We start from the raw sequence: 20,618 nt of genomic DNA on the forward strand, positions 1-20,618 counted from the left end.
GTCAGTCCGCCGCCACTTCCGGGCGCGCCGCCGCCTGCCGCGCCACGTCCAGCGCCCAGAACACCGCTTCGGAGGTGGCCGGGCTGGGGAGGAAGGTTTCGCGCCCCTGTGGCCCGAAGGCCGACGCCGCCTGACGCAGCGCCTCGCGGACGCTGAAGGCCAGCATCAGCGGGGGTTCACCCACGGCCTTGCTGCCGTACACGACGCCGCTCTCGGCCGCGCGTTCCAGCAGGGCCACGTTGAACACCTCGGGCATTTCCGAGAAGCTCGGCAGCTTGTAGGTGCTGGCGGCCTGGGTGGCGAGGCGGCCACGGTTGGGGCCGGAGGAGGTGTCCCAGCGCAGCTCTTCCAGCGTCAGCCAGCCCGCGCCCTGCACGAAGCCGCCCTCCACCTGCCCCAGGTCCACGAGCGGCGAGAGGCTGTCGCCCACGTCATGCAGGATGTCCACCCGGCGCAGGCGGTAGGCCCCGGTGAAGCCGTCCACCTCCACCTCGCTGACGGAAGCGCCGTAAGCGAAATACTTGAACGGCTCGCCCTGCATCGTGTTGCGGTCCCAGTGCAGGCCCGGCGTGCGGTAGTAGCCCGCCGCCCACAGCTGCGTCCGCAGGTGGTAGGCGTCGTGGACGACCTGGCGGAAGTCCATCCCCAGTTCGGGGTGGCCGACCGGGAAGACGCGGCCATTCTCGAAGCGCACGTCGTCGGGGTTGACGCCCAGCGCCCCCACCTTGACCGACAGGGTACTCAGCGACCCCGCCGCCACCGCCGCCAGCCGCGCCTTGATCTGCTCGCACGCATCCTTGATCGCGCCGCCGTTGAGGTCCGCGCCGCTGGAGGCCGCCGTCGCGGAAGTGTTGGGCACCTTGTCCGTCCGCGTGGGCGCGAGGCGCACCCAGCTCAGGGGCACGCCCAGCGCGGTCGCGGCGACCTGGAGCATCTTGGTGTGGAGGCCCTGGCCCATCTCGGTGCCGCCGTGGTTGATCAGCACCGAGCCATCCTTGTACACATGGACGAGGGCGCCCGCCTGGTTGTAGGACGTGAAATTGAAGGAGATGCCGAACTTGACCGGGGTGATGGCGAGGCCGCGCTTGACGTGCGGGTGGGCGGCGTTGAAGGCCCGCACCTCCGCCTGCCGCGCCTCGAAGTCGGAAGTCCGCAGCAGCGTGGACCAGACATCTTCCAGGCGCTCGGCGTGGCGCACCGGCTGACCGTAGGGAGTGCTCTCGCCGGGCTGGTAGAAGTTGCGGCGGCGCAGCTCGTGCGCTTCGCTGCCCAGCAGCGGCGCGCAGCGGCCCAGGATGTCCTCGATCACCAGCATGCCCTGCGGCCCGCCGAAGCCGCGGAAGGCGGTCTGCGAGGTCTTGTTCGTCTTGCCGATCCGCCCATGAACCTCCACGTGCGGGATGAAGTAGGCGTTGTCGATGTGGCACAGCGCGCGGGCCAGCACCGGCTCGGACAGGTCCAGGCACCATCCGCCGTCCGAGGTGAGGGTCGCCTGGAGGGCCAGCAGCCTGCCGTCGGCATCGAAACCCACCTTCCAGCGGGAGTGGAAGGGATGGCGCTTGCCGGTGAGGGTGATGTCCTGGGTGCGGTTGAGGCGGAGGCGGACGGGGCGGCCCGTCAGCGTGGCCCCCAGGGCGGCGATGGCGGCGTAGCCGTGCGGCTGCATCTCCTTGCCGCCGAAGCCGCCGCCCATCCGCAGGCACTGGACGGTCACCTCGTTGCTCGATAAGCCCAGCACGTGCGCCACGATCTCCTGCGTCTCGGTGGGGTGCTGTGTAGAACTCTGCACGAAGACCTGCCCGTACTCGTCCACATGGGCGAGCGAGGCGTTCGTCTCCAGATAGAAGTGCTCCTGGCCGCCGAACTCGAACTCACCCTCGAAGACGTGGGCGGCCTGCTCGAAGCCCAGGGCGATGTCACCACGGCGCAGGGTGGACTGGTGGCCCTGGAACGACTCGGCGGCGATGGCCTCCTGCACCGTCACGATGGCGGGCAGCGGCTCGTACTCGACCTCGATGGCATCGGCCCCCAGCCGCGCCGCCTCGATGCTCTCGGCCAGCACCCAGCAGACCGCGTGGCCGTAGTACATGACTTCGGTCGGGAAAAGCGGCTCGTCGTGCTTCACGCCCGCGTCATTCTCGCCGGGCACGTCCTCGGCGGTCAGGACGCGGACCACGCCGGGCACCTGCAAGGCGGGGGCGATGTGCAGGCGGGTCACCAGGGCGTGCGCGTGCGGGGCCTGGAGCGGCCAGGCGTGCAGCACGTTCTGGAGACGCACGCCGAGGTCGTCGGTGTACAGGGCGTGCCCCGTCACGTGCAGTTCGGCGCTCTCGTGCGGCAGGGGTTCGCCCACCGCGCCGACCGGGGGACGCTCAAACAGGCTGGTCATACGGTCACCTCCTGGGCGGTCTTCTCGAAGAAGAATTTCAGCAGCGTCTGCTCCAGCATCGCCGCGCGGTAGGCGGCGCTGGCGCGGTGGTCGTCGAGCGGGGTGCCCTCGCCGCGCAGCACGCGGGCGGCCTCGCGCACGGTCCGTTCGTTCCAGGGCTTGCCCGTCAGGGCCTCCTCCGTCGCCAGGGCGCGCAGCGGGGTCGCCGCCACGCCGCCCAGCCCGATGCGGATGGAGCGCACCACGTCGCCGTCGAGGTCCAGCGCGATCCCGACCGCCACGCTGGAAATGTCGTCGAAGCGGCGCTTGGCGATCTTGTAGAAGCCGGTAAGGGGCGCGAGGGGCAAAGGAATGCGGACGGCGCGGATCAGTTCGTCGGGGCGGCGCTGCGTCCGGCGGTAGCCGGTGAAGTATTCCGCGAGAGGCACCTCGCGCTCGCCCGCCGTGGATGCCAGCACCAGCCGTGCGTCCAGCGCCAGCAGCACGGGCGGGCTGTCCCCGATGGGGCTGGCGGTGCCCAGGTTGCCGCCCAGGGTGGCGCTGTTGCGAATCAGGCGCGAGGCGAAGAGCGGGAAGAGTTCTTCAAGGAGCGGCACCCGGCCCGCCAGACGGCGCTCGATCTCCGAGAGGTTCAGGCCCGCGCCGATCTCCAGAGCATCGTCGTTCCAGATCAGGGTTTGCAGTTCGGGCAGCCGGTCGATGGCGATGGTCACCCGGGCGCGGCTGTGGCGGATATTGATGTCCACGCCCCAGTCAGTGCCGCCCGCGAGGAGCATGGCCCCGGGGTACGCGGCGAGCAGGCCCAGGGCCTCCGCGAGCGTCGTCGGGCGGTAGAACTCGCCCTCGGGCGTGGTCAGGTGGGTGGCCTGCGGGACGGGCGCGGGCTGCTCGCGGCGCTGCGCGAAGGGGTCTTCCTCCGCCACGCGGCCCAGCGCGTTCGCCGCGTCCGCGATGGGGCGGTAGCCGGTGCAGCGGCACAGGTTGCCGCTCAGCGCGTGGATGTCGAACTCCTGCGCGGGCCGGTCCTCGCGGTAGTACTCGGCGGCCATGCTGACCACGAAGCCGGGGGTGCAGTAGCCGCACTGCGAGCCACCCCGGAAGGCCAGTTCGCGCTGGACAGGGTGCAGGGCACCGGGCGCGCCCAGGCCCTCGGCGGTGACGACCTCCTGCCCGTTCAGGGCCGGGAGCAGCACCAGGCAGGCGTTCACGGATTCCAGGCGGGTGCCGCCTTCCTCGGTGGGGCGGGCGAGCAGGACCGCGCACGCGCCGCACTCGCCTTCCGCGCAGCCTTCCTTGCAGCCGGTCAGGCCCTGGTCGCGCAGCCAGTTCAGCAGCGTCGTGTGGGGGCGCACGTCACGCGCTTCGCGCGGCACGCCGTTCACGGTAAGGGTGATGCTGTCCATATCTTCTCCTTCGCGGCGGGCGCCGTTCCTCCATACGACAACACCAGACAGAAAAACAGTCCGCCCCGTGTCTCCTCACGCCCGACCGGTCAGGTCAGGCGCATGGTTGACGCACGAGGCGGACCGCTGGTTATCCATGCAGAACAGTGGTCTGGGTTGTCGTTGGGTGAATGTTACCCTGAAAGTTGTCCCTTGACAAGAGGGGGCGGAATGGATTAGACGACTACACCCTGGCACACATTCGCGTTAGGGTCCAGGCGTCTGGGAACTCAACTCCCGCGGTACGTGCTGTACGACCAGGGCGTCATCACCAGCGGCACGTGGTAGTGCCCGGAGGTGTCACTGACCGTGAAGCGCAACGTGACCAGGTCCAGAAACGGGACTTGCGGCGCGGCCTCGAAGCCCTCGTAGTAGGGGGCAACGTGGAAGGTCAGCTCATAGGTGCCGGACTGGAGGCTCCCGCGTTCGATCAGGGGGGCGTCGGTGCGCCCGTCATTGTTCGTCACCGCTTCCGTCACCTTGCGGCGCTCCCCGCCTTCCACCGCGTAGAGTTCGACCTGAACTCCAGCGGCGGGCCGACCTCTGGCCGTGTCGAGGACGTGCGTCGTCAGTCCCGAATGTGCTGGTCCCGTCTGGCTGGCCATTAAGCGCGCTCCACCCAGCCTTCCATCAGGCCGTAGGGTTCGGGATCGACGTGGAAGATTTCCAGGTTGTTCTCCAGGCCGAAACGCCCCAGGTTGTACTGGAGGTGGTGCTTGTTGGGCATCTGGAACCAGATACGGGAGATTTCCGGGCAGACCGTCAGCACCGCCTGGCCCATCAGGAACAGGGTGTTCTGGAGGCTGGGCGAGTAGTGGTCGGTGAACGTCTCCTGAATCTGCTGGTAGACCCGCTGCCATACGGCGTCGTAGTCCACCTGACCCTCGTTGTACTCCCACTTGGCGGTCACGAAGGACGCCATCAGGCGTTCGTGCGTCTCGGGCAGCGTGGTGAAACGCTCGTTCAGGAGGTAGTTCTCCCAACCGCTCTCGGTGGTCTTGAGGACGTACAGGTTCTCGATGCCGGAGGTGACCTTGAAGGTCTGCCCGTCACTGCTCTCCACGCGGCCGGTTCGCTGGGGCATCTGGCGCACGAAGGAGTGGTTGTGGCCCTCACCGCCGACCGGGATGCGCTCCCAGAGGTACTCGGTGAACTCCATGAAGCCGCCCGTCACCCTGGGGCCGGTCTTCACGAAGTGGGCGATCAGCTCCTTGCCGAACTCCTCGGGGCTGCCCTCGAAGCCTTCCTTCGCCAGCCCGTAGATGGTGTTGCGGACGGTGTCGGTGGCGATCAGGTCGGTGTTGTCGCCCTGGGTGTGGGCCGCGTCAAAGTCGCCGGTCATCGCCACACGCACCTGGAGTTCGCGGATCTCGTGGCGCGGGGTATCGCGGCTCACCTTCATCAGGTTGACTTCGGCCTTGCCGTAGTTGTTCGCGCCGAGGCGGGCGTTGGCTTTGGGCTGGGTCTGCTGCTGGGTCTGCGTCATGCTCCTGCTCCTTTTACTTCCTGGCCCTGGTCCACCAGGTCGAGAACCCTGAGACGTGCGATCTTGCCGATTTCCCGGAGAGCGGTTTCCCGCTCCTGTTCCGGCGAGTTGTGCAGGCGCGTGGCGGCACCGCTCATGATGGTGTCCTTGGTGTTCTCGCGCACGCAGACGATGTAGGGCATGTCGAACTTGTCGTGGTAGGCCGCGTTGATGCGGTGAAACTCGGCGTATTCCTCGGGGGTCAGGCGGTCCAGACCGGCGGAAGCCTGTTCGGAGGCGGATTCGGGCGTCACTTCTCCGGCCAGAGCGGCCTTGCCGGCGAGGTCGGGGTGGGCGCGGATCAGGGCGAGCTGCTCTGCGGGGGTATCGGCCAGGACGGCTCCAGTAAAGGCGGCGGCCAGTTCCTCCACATCGGCGAAGGGGCGCTCTTTGCCCACCCGCTCGGCGTAGCGCGGGCTGTGTTCCAGCACGCCGCCGAAGAGGCGCACGAAGTCGGAGAGCGGGAGGGCGTTCACCTCAGCCAGGGACAGGAAGGCGTTCAATGGATGTCCCCCACTTCCGGCGCGTGCGCGGTGGCGTCGGCGGTGTACGAGCGGCGCTCGGCCCCGGTGCTGAGGATATTGAAGAGGATGTTCAGCAGGATGGCGGCCAGGGCGGCGGCGGTAATGCCGCTTTCCAGGAAGAGGCTGGCCCAGCTCGGCAGCTTCTCGTAGAGGGTCGGCACGGTCGCCGGGATCACGCCCAGCGCAATGCTGACGGCGACGATGGTGAGGTTGCGGGTGTCGGCCATGTTGACGCGGGTCAGGGTCTGAATTCCGGCGGCGGCCACGGTGCCGAACAGCACCAGCCCGGCCCCGCCCAGCACCGGCAGCGGGATGGAGGCCACCAGCGCGCCCAGCTTGGGGAAGAAGCCCAGCAGCATCAGGATGACGCCCGCGGCGGCCACCACGAAGCGGCTGCGGATGCCGGTGAAGCGCACCAGACCGACGTTCTGCGCGAAGGCCGTGAAGGGGAACACGTTGAAGAAGCCCCCCAGCGCGGACGAGAGGCCGTCGGCACGCAGGCCGTTTGCCACGTCGCGGGCATTGACGGGCCGCTCGGTGATCTCACCGATGGCGAGCAGGTCGGCAGTGGTTTCGACCATCACGACCAGCATCACCAGGATCATCGACAGGATCGGCACCAGCAGGAAGGTCGGCGCGCCGAAGAAGAAGGGGGGCGTGAAGCCGACGGCGGCGGCGGTGCCCACCGTGGCAAAGGACGCCTTGCCCAGCAGCGCGGCCACGACCGTGCCGAACACCAGGCCCAGCAGCACGGCGATGCGGCTCCAGAACCCCTTGCCAAAACGGGTGACCAGCAGCACGAACAGCAGGGTCAGCGCGGCCAGGCCCAGGTTGGCAGGCGCGCCGAAGTCCGGGGTTCCGGGCACGCCGCCGCCCGCCCAGCGGATCGCGACCGGCATCAGCGAAACCCCGATGATGGTGATAACCGTCCCCGTCACCACTGGCGGGAAGAAGCGCAGGAGGCGCGAGAAGAAGGGCGCCGCGATCACCGTGAAGATGCCCGCCGCGATCACCGCGCCGTAGATGCCCGGCAGCCCGGACTGCTTGCCGATCAGGATCATGGTCGCCACCGACGCGAAGGTGGTGCCCTGCACCAGCGGCAGCTTGGCCCCGAAGCCGGGGAAGCCGATGGTCTGGATCAGGGTGGCGATGCCGCACATGAAGAAACTGGCGTTCACGATCCGCACCACATGGTCGTGGTCCAGCCCCAGGGCGGAGGCCAGCACCAGCGGCACGGCCACAATCCCGGCATACATGCTCAGGACGTGCTGAAGCCCGAAGGCGATCATGCGCCCGAGCGGCGGCACTTCGTCGACGGGGTGGGTGGACCGGACAGGAACAGTTCCTTGGGTCATGCAGACCTCCCTACGGGGACGTGGCCGGGGGCACACGCCGGAGAAACGGTGCGGCCGGAGCCGCCAGACGACCGGACTACTTAGACATCTATGTACTTGAGTCGCTTCATCGTAGGGACAATCGCCAGTGCTGTCAAGCCGTGGAGTATCTGTTCACAGGATGAAAATCACCAGTGGTCTTGACAAGTGCTGAAGAGCGGCGCCGGACCTTTAGGGCAACCGCAACGTCCGGTTTTGGGTAGGCTCGTCCCGTTCAACCCCTCAGTCAGCTCCGCTGACAGCTCCCCTCAAGGGGAGCCAGGGGCTCAATTTGCCCTCCAAGGCGTCCAGCCTGTGGCCTCCCTTTGAACGCCTGGTGTGCAATAGAAATTTGCTGCCTTGGATGGGCTTTTTTCTCCCTCTCCCCTTGCGGGGGACTCGTAGAGCTGCTTGCAGAGGGCTGGGGAGGGGGGTGGCGGGCGAAGCTCGCCCTCATGCAGACGAGAAAAATGCTCCTGATGACCTGACCCACCCGTCCCGCATTTCACATCAGGCGTCTTGAGGGGCGTGGCCCGCAGGGCCGGACTCGCAGAGCGGCGCAGCAGCGGGGTTCAACCGGGCCTGTGCGGACTCGGCACCTTTGCGGTGGCCCTGGCCGGACCTTCCCGCGCCCCTCCCGCTCCAGAACCCGCGTGCTAGGCTCAGACGCACTGAGGCATCCAACATGGCTCCCCCCCAGACTTCCGACCTCCTCGAACGTATCCGCCAGGACTGGGCACAGACCCAGCCCGACCTCGACCCCGGCCCGATGCTGCCCCTGCTGCTGCTGGGACGGCTGCACACCGCGCTGGTCCGGCAGATCGAAACCACCTACCAGCCCGCAGGGATCAATCCGGCAGGCTGGGACCTACTGCTGACGCTGTACCGTTCCGCGCCCCCGGAGGGCCTGACGCCCACCCAGCTCACCGACCTGACCGCCATCAGCGGCCCCTCCATCACCAACCGGGTGGACCGGCTGGTCCAGAAGGGGCTGGCCGAGCGGCTGGCGAGCGAGTCCGACCGCCGCTCGGTGCAGGTGCGGCTGACCCCGGCGGGCCGGGCGCTGGTGGAGGAACTGCTGCCGCACCACGTCGCCAACGAGGCCAGGATCCTGTCGGCGCTGACCCCCGCCGAGACGCAGACGCTCGAACGCCTCGCGCTCAAGCTGCTGGCCGAACTGGAAGCGCCCGAACCGCTGGAAACCCCGGCCCACTGACCACCGGAAGGTCTGTCCCCGCCCGCGCCGGAGGCTGCGGTCAGGGGTCAGCAGGCCCGCGGGTCGGGGATTCCTCCGCCCCGGAAGAGCCTTGCCCGGCTGCGGGCAGGGGCAACACCTGCAAGGCTGCCTCCACGACGGCCGGGTCAAAGGAGATGCCGGAGAGCCGCCGAAGTTCACGCAGGGCGCTGGTGACGGTCCAGGCCGCCTTGTACGGGCGGTCGTGGGTGAGCGCGTCGAAGACGTCCGCGACCGCCACGATGCGGGCGGTGAGCGGAATGGCCTCGCCTCGCAGGTCGAGGGGGTAGCCGCCGCCCGCCCAGCGCTCGTGGTGGGCGCGGGCGATCTCCTCGGCCATCTGGAGCAGGCGGGACTGCCCGCCCGACAGGATGCGGCTCCCGATCAGGGTGTGCTGCTGCATGTGCCGGTACTCCTCCTCGGTCAGCACGCCGGTCTTCAGGAGAATGCGGTCAGGAATCCCGATCTTGCCGACGTCATGGAGCCGGGCCGCGACCCGCAGCAGTTCGACCGTTTCGTGGGGCAGCCCGAGGCGCAGGGCGATGGCCGCCGACATCTGGCCCACCCGCCAGGTGTGCTCGCCGGTCGAGTCGTCCCGGTACTCGGCGGCCACCGCGAGCCGGGTCACGACCTCCAGGTGCGCCTGTTCCAGGCTGTGCGTGCGCTCGCGCACCTCCTCCTCGGCCAGGGCGCGGGCCTCCTCGGCCGCCACCAGCCGCAGCCGCGTCAGCTCCGCCTGATGCTGCGCGCGCTCCAGCTCGAAGTTGCCGGTCAGCGTCTGCACCCGCTGCTCGACCTCCGTGTTCAGGATCTCGCGCTCCTGCTGGTAGAGCTGTTCCAGATGTGCCAGGGCGCGGGCGTGGTCGCCCCGGCGGGCATACATGGGATACAGGGCCCGGTGGACGTCGCAGACTGCCTTGGGGCGGCCCATCCCGCGCGCCAGCGACAGGGCCAGTTCCAGCGTGGCGAGGGCCGCGGGCAGGTCCTCCAGCCGCTCCTGGACTTCACCGAGGTGCAGCAGGGCGTACAGTTGCCCCTCCAGGTCCCCCGTCTCGCGGGCGATCTCCCCCGCCTGGCGGTAGGCGCTCTCGGCCTCCACCTCCTGCCCCTCCGCCATCAGCAGTTGCCCCAGCCCCGTCAGGGCCGAGGCCTCCACCTGCCGGTACTGCCCTTCGCGCGCGAGGTCCAGCGCCCGTTCGTAGGCGGCGCGGGCGGCCGCCGCCTCCCCCAGGGCCTGCTGCGCCTCGGCGCGGTTCAGCATGGCGTTGGCCGCGATGACCTGATCGCCGGAGTGCTGCCCGAAGGCCAGCGCCTCGTCGAAGTACCGCTGCGCCTCGCGCGGATCGCCCATGTCCAGCAGGAGTGCCCCCAGACTCAGCAGCATCGCCCCCTGGCTGCGGTGCCCGGCGAGCTGCGCCCGGGCCGGGCCGGTGCTGAGGGCATAGGCGGCCTGTAGGTGCTCCAGCGCCTCGGGGTAGCGGCCCAGGCTGGTCAGGAGCGTGCCGAGGTTGCACAGCACCTTGACCTCCCCCACCACGTCGCCCGCCTGCCGGAATTCGCCCAGCGCGGCCCGCAGGCTGTCCAGGCTCTCCGCGTACTGCCCGGCCGCGTGGTAAAGCCCGGCGAGACTGTTGAGGATGTCGCCCCGCCCGTCCTCTCCCACGGCTGACTGCCCGAGCGCCTGGGTGAGCTGCCCTTCGGCCTCGCGGAAGCGCCCCTGATCGAGCAGGGCTGCCCCCAGATCGCGCCGGACGCGCCCCTCGGCGCGGCGGTCCCCCAGGGCCAGGAACAGGCCCAGGGCAGCTTCCAGGTGGTACGCCGCCCGTTCCCCGTCCCCGCGCCGCGCCTGCATCTGCCCGATCAGGTGGTGGGCCTGGGCGCGCAGCCGGGGCCGCGACTCCTCGCCCGCCGCCGCCAGGGCCAGTTCGGCCACCTGGAGCGCCCGCGCCTCGTCCACGGCCGTCAGCCGCTCGGCCTGCTCCAGCAGGGCCAGGGCACGCTCACCCGGCCGCCCACCCCGCAGGTCAGAGGGTGGCAAGACTCCCCCGGCCCCCGATACGACGCGCCGCCGCCCTCATGCCGCCCGTCTTATACGGATTCCGGATCATCCGGCACAGCCCCTCTGCTGAGCAGCTTTGCAAACCCGCTCCGCTTCGGTGCCTCCACGCCTCTCCGTCACCGTCTTTCCTTCTTCCTCTGCTGCGCAGCTTTGCAAGTCCGGTCGGGTTACCCAGTTATTTCATCACTGATGAACCGGAATTCTTTCAGAAGACGCTGTTCAGGAAGGCGGGCAGATCGAGGCGGCTCTCGCCCAGCCCGTCTTGTAGGCGCTGTTCAGACCGTGCCCATACCCGCCCGCGCCCGGCGTGCCTTCCTCGTCCGGGTCGCAGGCGTCGTCGCGGAAATCCCGCCACTCACTCGCGGGAACGGGACCAAAGCGGCCGTTCACCCAGACGGTGCGCCGGGCGCTCGCCCAACTGGTAAAACTCCCGTTCACCCACACGGTACGCCGGGCGGTCTCCGTGACTGGGGCTGCCTCCCCTGCCTGGAAGACGTCGCGGTTGCGCTCCACCTGCACGGAGGGCAGCCCCTGAGTGGTCAGGCCGCCCCCGACCTGCCCCTCCGAGAAGCCCAACAGGGCGTCACCCTCGTCCGCGTCCGGGGCCTCACGCAGCACCCGGCCCCCGTAGGCCGCGCTCAGGCTGCCCCCGGCGGTCCCGGCAGGCAGCGGAACCTGGGCCGCGAATTCGGGGCGGTCCGCTGCGGCCTGCGCCCCTGGCGTCAGCCCGGCCTGCCCACAGGCGGACAGCAGGAGGGGGACCAGCAGGGCCAGGCAGGCAGGCGAGCGGACGAGAGACGACACCATGGTTCAATATCCTGTCTCCATCCCCGAAAGGGGTGTTAAGAATTTCACATCATGCCCTTACCCCCGCCGGGTGGAATCACTGCCTGGGTTCTGTCCGGGAGGGCTGGACTATGGGTGACGGCGCGGCCCTGAAGCCGGGGGGAACCCGTCTGTCCCAGCTGGCCGCGCTGGCCGCCCGTTCTTCATGGCAATGTGGGGCGGGAGCCGGGGGAGGCGGAGGCCTCTTCCGTTCCCGGTTCCGGTATTTTCTGCTGGTCAACCCGCTGTGAGGTCCCGTGATTCGGTGTGATCAAGTCGATTGGAGCGCGCCCCGATGACGCCGCTCAACCCAGGCGGCCCGGCCCCCCGGCTCAGCCCTGAAGCGTGCTTACCCACGCCTTCTGCCGGTCCGGACCCGGCCGCCTCCCCTGACAGGACTGGTGGAATATGTACAAGTCGGAGTTCGTGAAACCGGATGGCCGCGCCCTTATCCTCTATGGCCTGACGCCGGTGGAGGTCAGCGGTCCCATTCCCAGCCCCGGCGAGGCGGTGGAGGCGCGCCCGCAGATGCGCTGGCATCCGGTGCGCGGCGAGTGGGTGATCTACGCCGCGCACCGCCTGAACCGCACCTTTCTGCCCCCACCCGAGTACAACCCGCTGGCCCCCACCCACGACCCCGAGCATCCCACCGAGCTGCCGCCGGGGAACTACGACCTGGCGGTGTTCGAGAACCGCTTTCCCAGCCTGACGCTCGACGCCCCCACGCCGGACCCGGTGCCGGACGTGACGGTCCGGGCCGGGCGAGGCAAATGTGAGGTGGTGGTGTTCAGCCAGGACCCGGGCGGCACCCTGGGCGGCCTGCCCGCAGAACAGGTGCGGCTGCTGATCGACGTCTGGGCCGACCGGACGACCTGCCTGGGCCGCGACCCCCAGCTCCAGTACGTGCTGCCCTTCGAGAACCGGGGGGTGGAGGTCGGCGTGACCCTGCACCACCCGCACGGCCAGATCTACGCCTACGACCACCTGCCCCCGGTGCAGACCCGGGCGCTCACCCAGATGCGCGCTTACCTGGCGGAGCACGGCCGACCCTGGCTGGAAGACTTCGTGCGCCAGGAGCGCGAGGCGGGCCTGCGGGTGGTGCGGGACGAGGGCCAGGCGCTCAGCGTGGTGCCGCCCTTCGCGCGCTTCACCTACGAGATGTGGGTGCTGCCGACCCGCGCCGTCGCCTTCCTGTCCGACCTGCGGGAGGGCGAGCGGGACGCGCTGGCCGCCGTCCTCAAGGACGCCCTGACGCGGCTGGACACGCTGTTCGGGGTGAGGATGCCCTACTTGCTGACGGTGCAGCAGGCCCCGACCGATGGCCAGGCGTATCCCGAGTGGCCGCTGCGGATCGAGATTTCGCCTTACCTGCGGGCGCCGGGCCGCATGAAGTACCTGGCCGGGACCGAGCAGGGCGCGGGCGAATTCGTGAACGACGCGCTGCCCGAGCAGAAGGCCGCCGAGCTGAGAGAGGTGAAGGATGCCCGCCAGTAGCCCGAGCTTCGCTGACGTGTTCGGCAGGCCGCCCGAAGCCCAGGCCCAGGCCCCAGGCCGGGTGAACCTGCTGGGCGAACACACCGACTACCAGGGCGGATTCGTGCTGCCCAGCGCGATTCCGCAGCATACGGTGGTCGCCCTGGCGCGGAACGGCGGCGACACCCACCACCTGTACTCCCTCAACTACAGGGAGCGGCTGGACGTGCCAGCGGGCGAGACGGGCACGGGCTTCGCGCCGTACGTCACCGGATGCTGCGCCCTCACGGGGGTCACGGACGCGCTGGACGTGTGGATCAGTTCGGACGTGCCCTCCGGGGGGCTGTCGAGCAGCGCGGCGCTGGAAATCGCGACCCTGCGTGCCCTGCGGACGCTGTACGACCTGCCGCTGACCGACGTGGACCTGGCGCTGATCGGGCAGCGGGTCGAACACGAATTCGTGGGGGTCCGCAGCGGGATCATGGACCAGATGGCGAGCAGCCTGGCGGACACCCGGCACATGCTGTTTCTGGACACGCGGACGCTGGAGCGGCAAAAATTGCCCCTTCCGGCGGGCGGCGAGGTGGTCGTGCTCGACAGCGGCGTGCCCCGCCGTCTGGCCGGGAGCGGCTACAACACCCGCCGCAGCGAAGTGGAGGAGGCCGCGCGGCTGCTGGGCGTCTCCGAACTGCGGGACGTGCCGGACGTGGCGGCACTGGCCAGTCTCCCCGACCTGCTGCTGCGCCGCGCCCGGCACGTCGTCAGCGAGAACGCCCGCGTGCTGCTCGCCCTGCACGCCCCCGCCCCCCTGTTCGGTGAACTGATGAACGCCTCGCACGCCAGTCTGCGGAGCGACTACGAGGTGACCGTCCCGCGCGTGGACGAACTCGTCGCGCTGCTCCAGGCCCACCCCGACGTATACGGCGCACGCATGACCGGCGCAGGCTTCGGCGGCGCGGTGGTGGCCCTCGCCCGCATCGGCACCGCCGGGCAGGTGGCGCGCGACGTGCTGGCGCAGTACGGCCCGGAAGGCCAGCAGGTGGTGCCCCCTCCCCACCTTGAGTCCGAGTCTGCCAAAAGCTCAGGATTGACGCGAAACTCTGGAGCGGAAGGTCGAGGGAATTGAGAAAACGTGGGGCTGGGATGCCAGGCCAGTTCACCCCCTCTCCTGCGGAGCTTTGCAAGTCCCAGCCTCCCCCCTCAAGGGGGAGGAGTAAAAAACATGGTCCCACACGCTTTCTTCTTCCCAGCCGCGTAAGTTCCAAGCCGAAGCTCTCCTATCTTTTGTCTTTTCAAAGTTCTGGAGGCAACGGCCAGGTTCCGCCTTGCAAGGGAGCAGGCAGAGCAGAGGAGCTTTCGGGCCGCAGGCCCGCAGCCGCCCGGTGGAAATCAGCAAGTTCGAGGCAGGAACCGTCACCGCCCCAAACATCTCCGCCGCGCAACGAGTCTCCCTTTGCCGAGCGCAGCGGAAAGCTCCCCCTGCCCCGGCGGGGGGGTGGGGGGTGGGGGGAATGCCTTCCAGACTCAACCGCCCCACCGGGCAACCCGCCGTCCACCTGCTGAGCGCGTGATTGAAAAGGTTCTCATTGGAGGCAAAGTGCGCTGGGAGGGCGTGCCGGTTCCCCCCTCTCCTGCGGAGCTTTTCAAGTCCCAGCCTCCCCCGCAAGAAGGGGCAAAACATCTCCAGCGTGTGTATGAGAAGCCCTGCGTGACCTTTCCCCGCTCAGAGCGGCGGCAGGAACTCGAAGACGTGCCCATCCGGGTCGCGGACGGCCAGCCGCCCATCCGCCAACACGTGCGGCAAGCCCTCGGCGCGGACCAGGGCCAGCACGGCGTCCACATCCGCGTAGAACTGCACCAGCGCGTGATCACCACCAAACATGTCGGCCAGCCCCACCTGTGGGTCCCAGGCGTACAGCCAGCGGCGGGGCGTGCCGTTGCCGTCCGGCTCGGGACGGGGGCCGAGGGCGAACTGCGCGAAGTCGCGGTCCTCCTGCTCCTTGGCGAAGGCCAGGCCGTAGGCGCGGGGCAGGCGGGCCTTCATCCCGGCGTAGTCGCCAAAGGCCAGGGCCACTTCGCGCAGGCCCATGACGGGGAGGGCGTGGGCGGGGCGGGATACCGGCTGCGGCGGATAGGCGGGCTGGCGGTCATCACCCAGGTCCACGCCGCGCAGTTCCAGGCCGTGCCCGAAGGGGTCGAAGAAGTAGACGGTGCGGTCGGGCCGCTGGGGAGTGCCCAGGTCGATCTCGGTCCAGGGGAGGCCGTGCTCGTCCAGCACCGCCTGGCTGGCCTCCAAATCCTCCGGCCGAATCTGCCAGGCGTAGTGCAGGTGCGAGGCACCCCGGGCACGCAGCGGGGCGAGGCGCGGGTCGTTCGCCTGCCGCGTGACCGGCTTCCAGAGGGTGAGGTGCTGGGCACCGTTCACCCGGAAGCGGGCCGTCTGCCGCGCCTCGTCGTGGTGGAGCAGGTCCAGGCCCAGCACCTGCTGGTAGAAGCGAATCCCCCGGGGCAGATGGTTGACCTCCAGCGTGATCCCTGCGAGGTCCAGGATGGGCGAAGGCATGGCGTCAGGGTAAGGGCGCCATCCCAGCCCACGCCCCGGGTCCAGATGAAGGAGAGTGAAGCGTCCGGCGGCCCGCTTCCGTTAGTCTCCTAGACATGGCAGAAGGTGAGGCTCCGAACGTGCAAGGCCGCGACACCCCCGAACAGGCCCAACTGGACTTCCGTCAGCGCCTCAGCTACGGGGACTACCTGAAGACCGATCTCCTCCTGAGCGCGCACCAGCCGATCACGCAGGCTCACGACGAGCACCTCTTCATCACCGTGCATCACGTCTCGGAGCTGTGGCTGGGGCTGATCATCCGCGAATTGCAGGCCGCGATGGCGCTGCTGGCCGCAGGCGTCACCGATACCCCGCTGAAGATGCTGTCGCGTGTGGTGCGGGCGCAGCAACAGCTCACGAACGCCTGGGAGGTCCTCAAGACCATGACGCCCGCCGACTACCTGGAGTTCCGGGGCGCCTTCGGGGAGGCGTCGGGCTTTCAGTCGGCGCAGTACCGCATGGTCGAGGTGTTGCTGGGCAACCGCAATCCCACGCTGCTGCGCCCCTTCGAGCACCGCCCGGACCTGCACGCTCCCCTGCTGGCGGCGCTGCACGCGCCCAGCGTGTACGACCTGACGCTGCGCCTGCTCGCCGCCCGCGGCCTGCCCATCCCGGCCGAGGTGCTGGAACGCGATTTCACCCAGCCGCCCACCGAGCACCCGGCGGTGCTGGACGCCTGGCTGGCGGTCTACCGCGACACCGAGCAGTACTGGGACCTCTACGAGCTGGCCGAGAAGCTGCTCGACGTGGAGGACAACTTCCGCGCCTGGCGCTTCAACCACCTCACGACCGTCGAGCGCACCATCGGCTTCAAACCCGGAAGCGGCGGCACCAGCGGCGCCGGATACCTCCGCCGCGCCCTGAGTATCGTGTTGTTCCCGGAACTGTGGCAGGTGCGGACGGCGCTGTAAGCGGCTGCTTGAAAAGAGGGATGTCGCCCGTCATGGCGCCTCCCCGCCCTGAGTCGGCCCAGAGCCGAGGCCCCGTATCTTTTGTCTTTTCAAAATTCTGGAGGGAATGGCCGGGTTCCACCTTTCAGATGCCCCACCAGAATCTCCCCAGCTTCAAACAGCCACCAGGCGCGCGGAGCTTCAGAACCGTGCAGAGGCACCGCTGCTTCCCCCAACGCCCGCATTGCTATCCTCGCCCCCATGTGGGGAGCGGTGCGGGTCTGGCGGACGGCGGGAGCGCACCTGTGGGACCACCTGCCGCGCCTGATCGTGGTGAATGTGCTGTGGCTGGTCGCGGCCTGGCCACTGGTGACGCTGGGTGCCGCGACACTGACCGCCTACGCTTGGCTGCGCCGCGCAGTGCTGGAAGTGGAGGACGAACGCGACGACCTCGCTCCCGGCGATCCCCCGGTGCCCGACGAACCCTACACCTCACTGCCCCGCTTCTTCCGGCGGCTGTGGTGGCCCGGCACCCTCTGGGCGGCGCTGAATATCCTGCTACTGTTCGTGCTGTACGCCAATGGGGTGGTGTGGAGGGTCCAGCCGGACACCCTGAGCGGGGCGTTGCGGGCCGTGCTGGGCCTCTTGCTGGGATGGTTCTGGCTGGTGCTGCAACCGTTCTTCCTCGACGCGCTGGCGGAGGGCGTGCCGCTGCCCCACGCGCTGGCCGGGGCAGCCCGGATCGTGCTGGCCTATCCGCTCTACACCCAATTGTGTGCCCTACCGCCGCTGCTGCTGTCCGCGCTGGCCTGGCGCTTCACCTCACTGTGGGCGCTGGTGGGCGTGGGGCTGCTGCTGCTGTACTGGGCCCACGTGGCGACTGGAAACCCTCTGACGCGCCGACCACAGCAAGTTGAAGATGTGCTGTGAATCGGGCCTGGTACCTGAAGATTTCCAAGAAACCATAAATACGACCTGGGCGGAACCGTACCCAAGAAGCACGCCCCTCAGCTAACCTCAGGGCATGTCAGGGGGCGGAAAACAGTGGTCGGGGCATGAACCGGCGACCGTTTTCCGTCCCCTGACCCCGCGAGGTCAATCCATGAAAAAGTCTCTGTTTCTCCTGACGGCCGCCCTGCTGGGCAGCCCTGCCCTGAGTGGGGCCAGCGCGCAGAAGGTCACGCTGGACCTGTGGGCGCACTGGGGGTCCGAACAGCGCCGCCCCACCATCAACCGGATCATCGACACCTGGAACAAGAAAAATCCCAATATCCAGGTGAAGTACACCTTCGTACCCTTCGATCAGCTCCCCACCAAGACGCTGGCCGCCATCGCCGCCAAAAATCCGCCGGACGTGGTGGTGATCGATATCCGCACCACCCCGCTGCGGGCCGCCAAGAACCAGGCGACCGATCTCAGCAAGCTGGGGGCGGACAGCCTGGCGAACCAGTTCTACCCGAACCTGTGGGCCACGGCGACCTACAAGGGCGACCAGTACGGCCTGCCCTTCGTGACCGACACCCGCTTCCTGTACTACAACAAGGACCTCTTCAAGGAAGTCGGGCTGAACCCGGCCAAGCCGCCGACGACCTGGGACGAGCTGGAAGCCTACGCCAAGAAGCTCGACAAGAAGACCGGGCCGGTGTACAGCCGCATCGGCTTCCACCCGCTGTACGGCAGCTTCGGCCTGGAAAGCTGGGTGGCGAACGCGGGCGGCAGCATGTGGGATCAGGACATGATCAACCCCAACTTCACCAACCCGGTGGCGGTGAAGACCCTGACCTGGATCAAGGACTGGACCGACCGCCTGGGCGCGCGCAACGTGCAGGCGTTCAAGAGCAGCTTCGGCAGCGGCGCGCAGGACCCCTTCATCTCGGGCAAGCTGGGCATGATCATCGACATCGGCGGGTACGCCGCCACCCTCAAGAAATACGCGCCCAACATGAATTACGGCATGGTGCGGATTCCCACTCCCACCGGCCAGCCGGGACCCGGCACCTCGTCGGGCGGCGGGTTCAACCTGGAGGTTCCGGTGGGCACCAAGCACCCCAAGGAAGCCTTCGCCTTCGCCAAGTGGATGGCGACCGAGGGCGCGCGTATCTGGGCGCAGGAGCAGAACGACTTCCCCGGGGCCAAGAACGCCTCGCTGAGCGTGACCACCCCCGCCTTCCGCCTGATGTCGGCCAACATGAAATACACCCAGGTCAACTCGGCCCCGCCCTATGCCCCCAGTTACGGCACCATTCTGGACAAGGCCACCGAGGACGCCGTGTACCGGGGCGCCGACCCCCGGCAGGCGCTGGAGGAGGCGCAGGCCCAGGTGCAGCGCCTCGTCAACAGCAACAAATAATCCCCCGCGCCGGGTGAAGCGGGCCGCTCCGCTTTGCCCGGCTTCTGTTCAGGAGGCCCAATGCGCCCAGTTCTGACCTTGGAGGCCCGGCCGTGAGCCGCGCGGCGCCGGTCCACCCTCCCCGACGCGGCCTGAAGGCCCGCCACCGCGAGGCGCTGTGGGGCTATCTGTTCATCGCGCCCTGGCTGATCGGGTTCCTGTGCTTCGTGCTGGGGCCGATGCTGTTTTCGCTGTACGCGAGCTTCACCAACTACGACATCACCTCGCGCTTCGACTGGGTAGGCGTGCGGAACTATGTGCAATTGCTGACCCAGGACACGCGCTTCTGGACGGCGCTGTACAACACCGCCTATTACGCCGTGTTCGCGGTACCGCTGGGCATCGCCACGGGGCTGCTGATCGCCACGCTGCTCAATCAGGAGGTGCGGGGCCAGCGCCTCTTCCGCACGATCTTCTTTCTGCCGAAAGTCCTGACCGGCGTGGCGGTGCTGCTGCTGTGGCTGTGGGTCTTCAACCCGCAGGTGGGGCTGATCAATACGGCCCTGTACCGCCTGGGCGTGAACGAGAACAACCTCCCGCTGTGGTTCGGTGATCCCGCGTGGTCCAAGCCCGCCCTGATCATCATGAGCATGTGGGCGGCGGCGGGCGGCTTCATGTTCTACCTGGCTGCCCTGAGGGGCGTGCCGCGCGACCTGTACGAGTCGGCGCAGATCGACGGGGCGAGTCCCTGGCGGCAGTTCTGGGCGGTGACGGTGCCGCTGATCTCGCCGGTGATCTTCTTCAAGCTAATCACGGGCATCTCGGGGGCGCTGCAATTCTGGTCCGAGTCGCTGATCCTGACCAAAGGCGGGCCGAGCGACAGCACGCTCTTTTATGGGCTGTACATCTGGCAGACGGCCTTCACCGACCTGCGAATGGGCTACGCCAGCGCGATGGCCTGGATTCTGCTGCTGATCACGCTGGCGATTACCGGGCTGCAACTGTGGTTTTCCAAACGCTGGGTCCACTACGAAGGCGAGGTGCGCTGAGATGGCGCTCTCCCGCCCTGAGGTCCATGTGCGCCCGCGTCCCGTGCGGACGGGCGGCCCCCGGCGCCTCACCGGCCTGATGCTGGGGCGTCTGCTGGCCCTGGCCGCCCTGGTCGTGCTGTCCCTGCTGATCCTGTACCCGGCGCTGTGGATGGTGTCCACCTCTCTGAAGCCCGACTCGCAGGTCTTCGCGTACCCGCCGCGCTGGATTCCCGATCCTGTCATGTGGGGGAACTACGCCAGAGCCTGGGCCAGCGCCCCCTTTACCCGCTACGCGATCAACAGCCTCTTTTACGCCGTGACGGTCACCTTCGGCACGGTGCTGTCGTGTTCGCTGGCCGCCTACGGCTTTTCCAAGCTGCGCTTTCCGGGCCGCGATTTTCTCTTCGTGGTGATGCTCTCCACCATGATGATCCCGGGGCTGGTCACGCTGGTGCCGCAGTACGTGCTGTTCAGCAAACTGGGCTGGATCAACACCTATCTGCCGCTGATCGTGCCGAGCTTCTTCGCGGGGGCCTTTTTTACCTTCCTGCTGCGGCAGTATTTTCTGGGCATCCCCAACGAACTGCTGGAGGCCGCGCGGGTGGACGGCGCGAACGAACTGTGGATCTGGGCGCGGGTGGTGCTGCCGCTGGCCACTCCGGCCCTCGCCACCGTCGCCATCTTCACTTTCGACGGCGCGTGGAACGACTACGTGAACCCGCTACTGTACCTCAACGACGAGCGGCTCTACACCTTGCAGGTGGGCCTGGCTTCCTTCCGCTCGGCCAACGACACGCAGTGGCAACTGCTGATGGCCGCCTCGGTGCTGGTGCTGCTGCCGGTGGTGCTGCTCTTCTTCGTGTTCCAGAAGTACTTCATCGAGGGAGCCTCGCTGACGGGCAGCGTGAAGGGCTGAAGACGG

The 20,618-nt window shown here is 68.4% G+C and carries 17 protein-coding genes; 8 read left to right on the plus strand and 9 right to left on the minus strand.

From position 1 onward, the window contains the following. Position 1: 1 nt before the first annotated feature. The 6 genes from xdhB to E5F05_RS03705 all read right to left on the minus strand — a co-directional run bounded on the left by xdhB (position 2) and on the right by E5F05_RS03705 (position 7,235). A complete protein-coding gene (xdhB, locus tag E5F05_RS03680; protein ID WP_129117305.1) occupies positions 2 to 2,389 on the minus strand; it encodes a xanthine dehydrogenase molybdopterin binding subunit in 2,388 nt (795 codons plus the stop codon). Then, entirely contained in the window at positions 2,386 to 3,792 is a 1,407-nt protein-coding gene (gene xdhA / locus E5F05_RS03685) for a xanthine dehydrogenase small subunit (protein ID WP_129117306.1), read from the minus strand. Before xdhA ends, xdhB begins: the two co-directional genes overlap by 4 nt. A 269-nt stretch (positions 3,793 to 4,061) precedes the next feature. Continuing rightward, positions 4,062 to 4,436, minus strand: coding sequence for a hydroxyisourate hydrolase (uraH, locus tag E5F05_RS03690; protein ID WP_129117307.1), 375 nt, complete (start codon positions 4,434 to 4,436; stop codon positions 4,062 to 4,064). Next, on the minus strand, positions 4,436 to 5,317 hold the full coding sequence (pucL, locus tag E5F05_RS03695) for a factor-independent urate hydroxylase (protein WP_129117308.1): 882 nt from the start codon (positions 5,315 to 5,317) through the stop codon (positions 4,436 to 4,438). Before pucL ends, uraH begins: the two co-directional genes overlap by 1 nt. Continuing rightward, complete coding sequence (gene uraD / locus E5F05_RS03700) at positions 5,314 to 5,859, minus strand: 2-oxo-4-hydroxy-4-carboxy-5-ureidoimidazoline decarboxylase (RefSeq protein WP_129117309.1); 546 nt, start codon at positions 5,857 to 5,859, stop codon at positions 5,314 to 5,316. Before uraD ends, pucL begins: the two co-directional genes overlap by 4 nt. Further along, on the minus strand, positions 5,856 to 7,235 hold the full coding sequence (locus E5F05_RS03705) for a nucleobase:cation symporter-2 family protein (RefSeq protein ID WP_129117310.1): 1,380 nt from the start codon (positions 7,233 to 7,235) through the stop codon (positions 5,856 to 5,858). Before E5F05_RS03705 ends, uraD begins: the two co-directional genes overlap by 4 nt. Before the next feature lie 703 nt (positions 7,236 to 7,938). On the opposite strand from E5F05_RS03705, the gene E5F05_RS03710 reads away from it, so the two are divergent. Next, positions 7,939 to 8,469 (plus strand): MarR family winged helix-turn-helix transcriptional regulator, encoded by a 531-nt coding sequence (locus tag E5F05_RS03710; protein ID WP_129117311.1) that lies wholly within the window; start codon positions 7,939 to 7,941, stop codon positions 8,467 to 8,469. A gap of 40 nt (positions 8,470 to 8,509) precedes the next feature. Here the strand turns inward: E5F05_RS03710 and E5F05_RS03715 are convergent, their stop codons facing one another. Together E5F05_RS03715 and E5F05_RS03720 are read right to left on the minus strand one after the other, a co-directional pair. Further along, positions 8,510 to 10,525 (minus strand): HD domain-containing phosphohydrolase, encoded by a 2,016-nt coding sequence (locus tag E5F05_RS03715; protein WP_129117312.1) that lies wholly within the window; start codon positions 10,523 to 10,525, stop codon positions 8,510 to 8,512. A gap of 240 nt (positions 10,526 to 10,765) precedes the next feature. Beyond that, entirely contained in the window at positions 10,766 to 11,353 is a 588-nt protein-coding gene (locus tag E5F05_RS03720; protein ID WP_129117313.1) for a hypothetical protein, read from the minus strand. 426 nt (positions 11,354 to 11,779) lie between these two features. Between E5F05_RS03720 and galT the strand changes: the two genes are divergently transcribed. Together galT and galK are read left to right on the plus strand one after the other, a co-directional pair. Beyond that, the gene (galT, locus tag E5F05_RS03725; protein WP_129117314.1) at positions 11,780 to 12,865 is read left to right on the plus strand and encodes a galactose-1-phosphate uridylyltransferase; all 1,086 of its coding nucleotides are present in this window, start codon (positions 11,780 to 11,782) and stop codon (positions 12,863 to 12,865) included. Beyond that, positions 12,852 to 13,970 (plus strand): galactokinase, encoded by a 1,119-nt coding sequence (gene galK, locus E5F05_RS03730; protein ID WP_129117315.1) that lies wholly within the window; start codon positions 12,852 to 12,854, stop codon positions 13,968 to 13,970. Before galT ends, galK begins: the two co-directional genes overlap by 14 nt. Positions 13,971 to 14,567: 597 nt before the next feature. Here galK and E5F05_RS03735 read toward each other — a convergent pair. After that, positions 14,568 to 15,407 carry a VOC family protein gene (locus E5F05_RS03735; RefSeq protein WP_129117316.1) on the minus strand — a complete coding sequence of 280 codons (840 nt, stop codon included), beginning with the start codon at positions 15,405 to 15,407 and terminating at the stop codon, positions 14,568 to 14,570. 95 nt (positions 15,408 to 15,502) lie between these two features. Here E5F05_RS03735 and E5F05_RS03740 point away from each other — a divergent pair, with 95 nt between their 5' ends. From E5F05_RS03740 to E5F05_RS03760, 5 genes are all read left to right on the plus strand, one after another. Further along, complete coding sequence (locus tag E5F05_RS03740; protein ID WP_129117317.1) at positions 15,503 to 16,357, plus strand: tryptophan 2,3-dioxygenase; 855 nt, start codon at positions 15,503 to 15,505, stop codon at positions 16,355 to 16,357. A gap of 240 nt (positions 16,358 to 16,597) precedes the next feature. Then, a complete protein-coding gene (locus E5F05_RS03745) occupies positions 16,598 to 17,266 on the plus strand; it encodes a YesL family protein (RefSeq protein WP_129117318.1) in 669 nt (222 codons plus the stop codon). A 172-nt stretch (positions 17,267 to 17,438) separates the two neighbouring features. Further along, complete coding sequence (locus E5F05_RS03750) at positions 17,439 to 18,686, plus strand: ABC transporter substrate-binding protein (RefSeq protein ID WP_164973299.1); 1,248 nt, start codon at positions 17,439 to 17,441, stop codon at positions 18,684 to 18,686. 92 nt (positions 18,687 to 18,778) lie between these two features. After that, positions 18,779 to 19,714: a carbohydrate ABC transporter permease gene (locus E5F05_RS03755; RefSeq protein ID WP_241687029.1), complete on the plus strand. Its 936-nt coding sequence runs from the start codon at positions 18,779 to 18,781 to the stop codon at positions 19,712 to 19,714. A gap of 79 nt (positions 19,715 to 19,793) precedes the next feature. Continuing rightward, positions 19,794 to 20,612 (plus strand): carbohydrate ABC transporter permease, encoded by an 819-nt coding sequence (locus tag E5F05_RS03760; protein WP_129117444.1) that lies wholly within the window; start codon positions 19,794 to 19,796, stop codon positions 20,610 to 20,612. The last annotated feature ends 6 nt before the right edge of the window (positions 20,613 to 20,618 follow it).

It is taken from the genome of Deinococcus metallilatus, from assembly GCF_004758605.1.
Lineage (GTDB): Bacteria > Deinococcota > Deinococci > Deinococcales > Deinococcaceae > Deinococcus > Deinococcus metallilatus.

Bases quoted from the DNA above. Each gene is read 5' to 3' on its own strand.
- xdhB (WP_129117305.1), bottom strand. From the start codon at position 2,389: ATGACCAGCCTGTTTGAGCGTCCCCCGGTCGGCGCGGTGGGCGAACCC.
- xdhA (WP_129117306.1), bottom strand. From the start codon at position 3,792: ATGGACAGCATCACCCTTACCGTGAACGGCGTGCCGCGCGAAGCGCGT.
- uraH (WP_129117307.1), bottom strand. From the start codon at position 4,436: ATGGCCAGCCAGACGGGACCAGCACATTCGGGACTGACGACGCACGTC.
- pucL (WP_129117308.1), bottom strand. From the start codon at position 5,317: ATGACGCAGACCCAGCAGCAGACCCAGCCCAAAGCCAACGCCCGCCTC.
- E5F05_RS03705 (WP_129117310.1), bottom strand. From the start codon at position 7,235: ATGACCCAAGGAACTGTTCCTGTCCGGTCCACCCACCCCGTCGACGAA.
- E5F05_RS03710 (WP_129117311.1), top strand. From the start codon at position 7,939: ATGGCTCCCCCCCAGACTTCCGACCTCCTCGAACGTATCCGCCAGGAC.
- E5F05_RS03720 (WP_129117313.1), bottom strand. From the start codon at position 11,353: ATGGTGTCGTCTCTCGTCCGCTCGCCTGCCTGCCTGGCCCTGCTGGTC.
- galT (WP_129117314.1), top strand. From the start codon at position 11,780: ATGTACAAGTCGGAGTTCGTGAAACCGGATGGCCGCGCCCTTATCCTC.
- galK (WP_129117315.1), top strand. From the start codon at position 12,852: ATGCCCGCCAGTAGCCCGAGCTTCGCTGACGTGTTCGGCAGGCCGCCC.
- E5F05_RS03735 (WP_129117316.1), bottom strand. From the start codon at position 15,407: ATGCCTTCGCCCATCCTGGACCTCGCAGGGATCACGCTGGAGGTCAAC.
- E5F05_RS03740 (WP_129117317.1), top strand. From the start codon at position 15,503: ATGGCAGAAGGTGAGGCTCCGAACGTGCAAGGCCGCGACACCCCCGAA.
- E5F05_RS03745 (WP_129117318.1), top strand. From the start codon at position 16,598: ATGTGGGGAGCGGTGCGGGTCTGGCGGACGGCGGGAGCGCACCTGTGG.
- E5F05_RS03750 (WP_164973299.1), top strand. From the start codon at position 17,439: ATGAAAAAGTCTCTGTTTCTCCTGACGGCCGCCCTGCTGGGCAGCCCT.
- E5F05_RS03760 (WP_129117444.1), top strand. From the start codon at position 19,794: ATGCTGGGGCGTCTGCTGGCCCTGGCCGCCCTGGTCGTGCTGTCCCTG.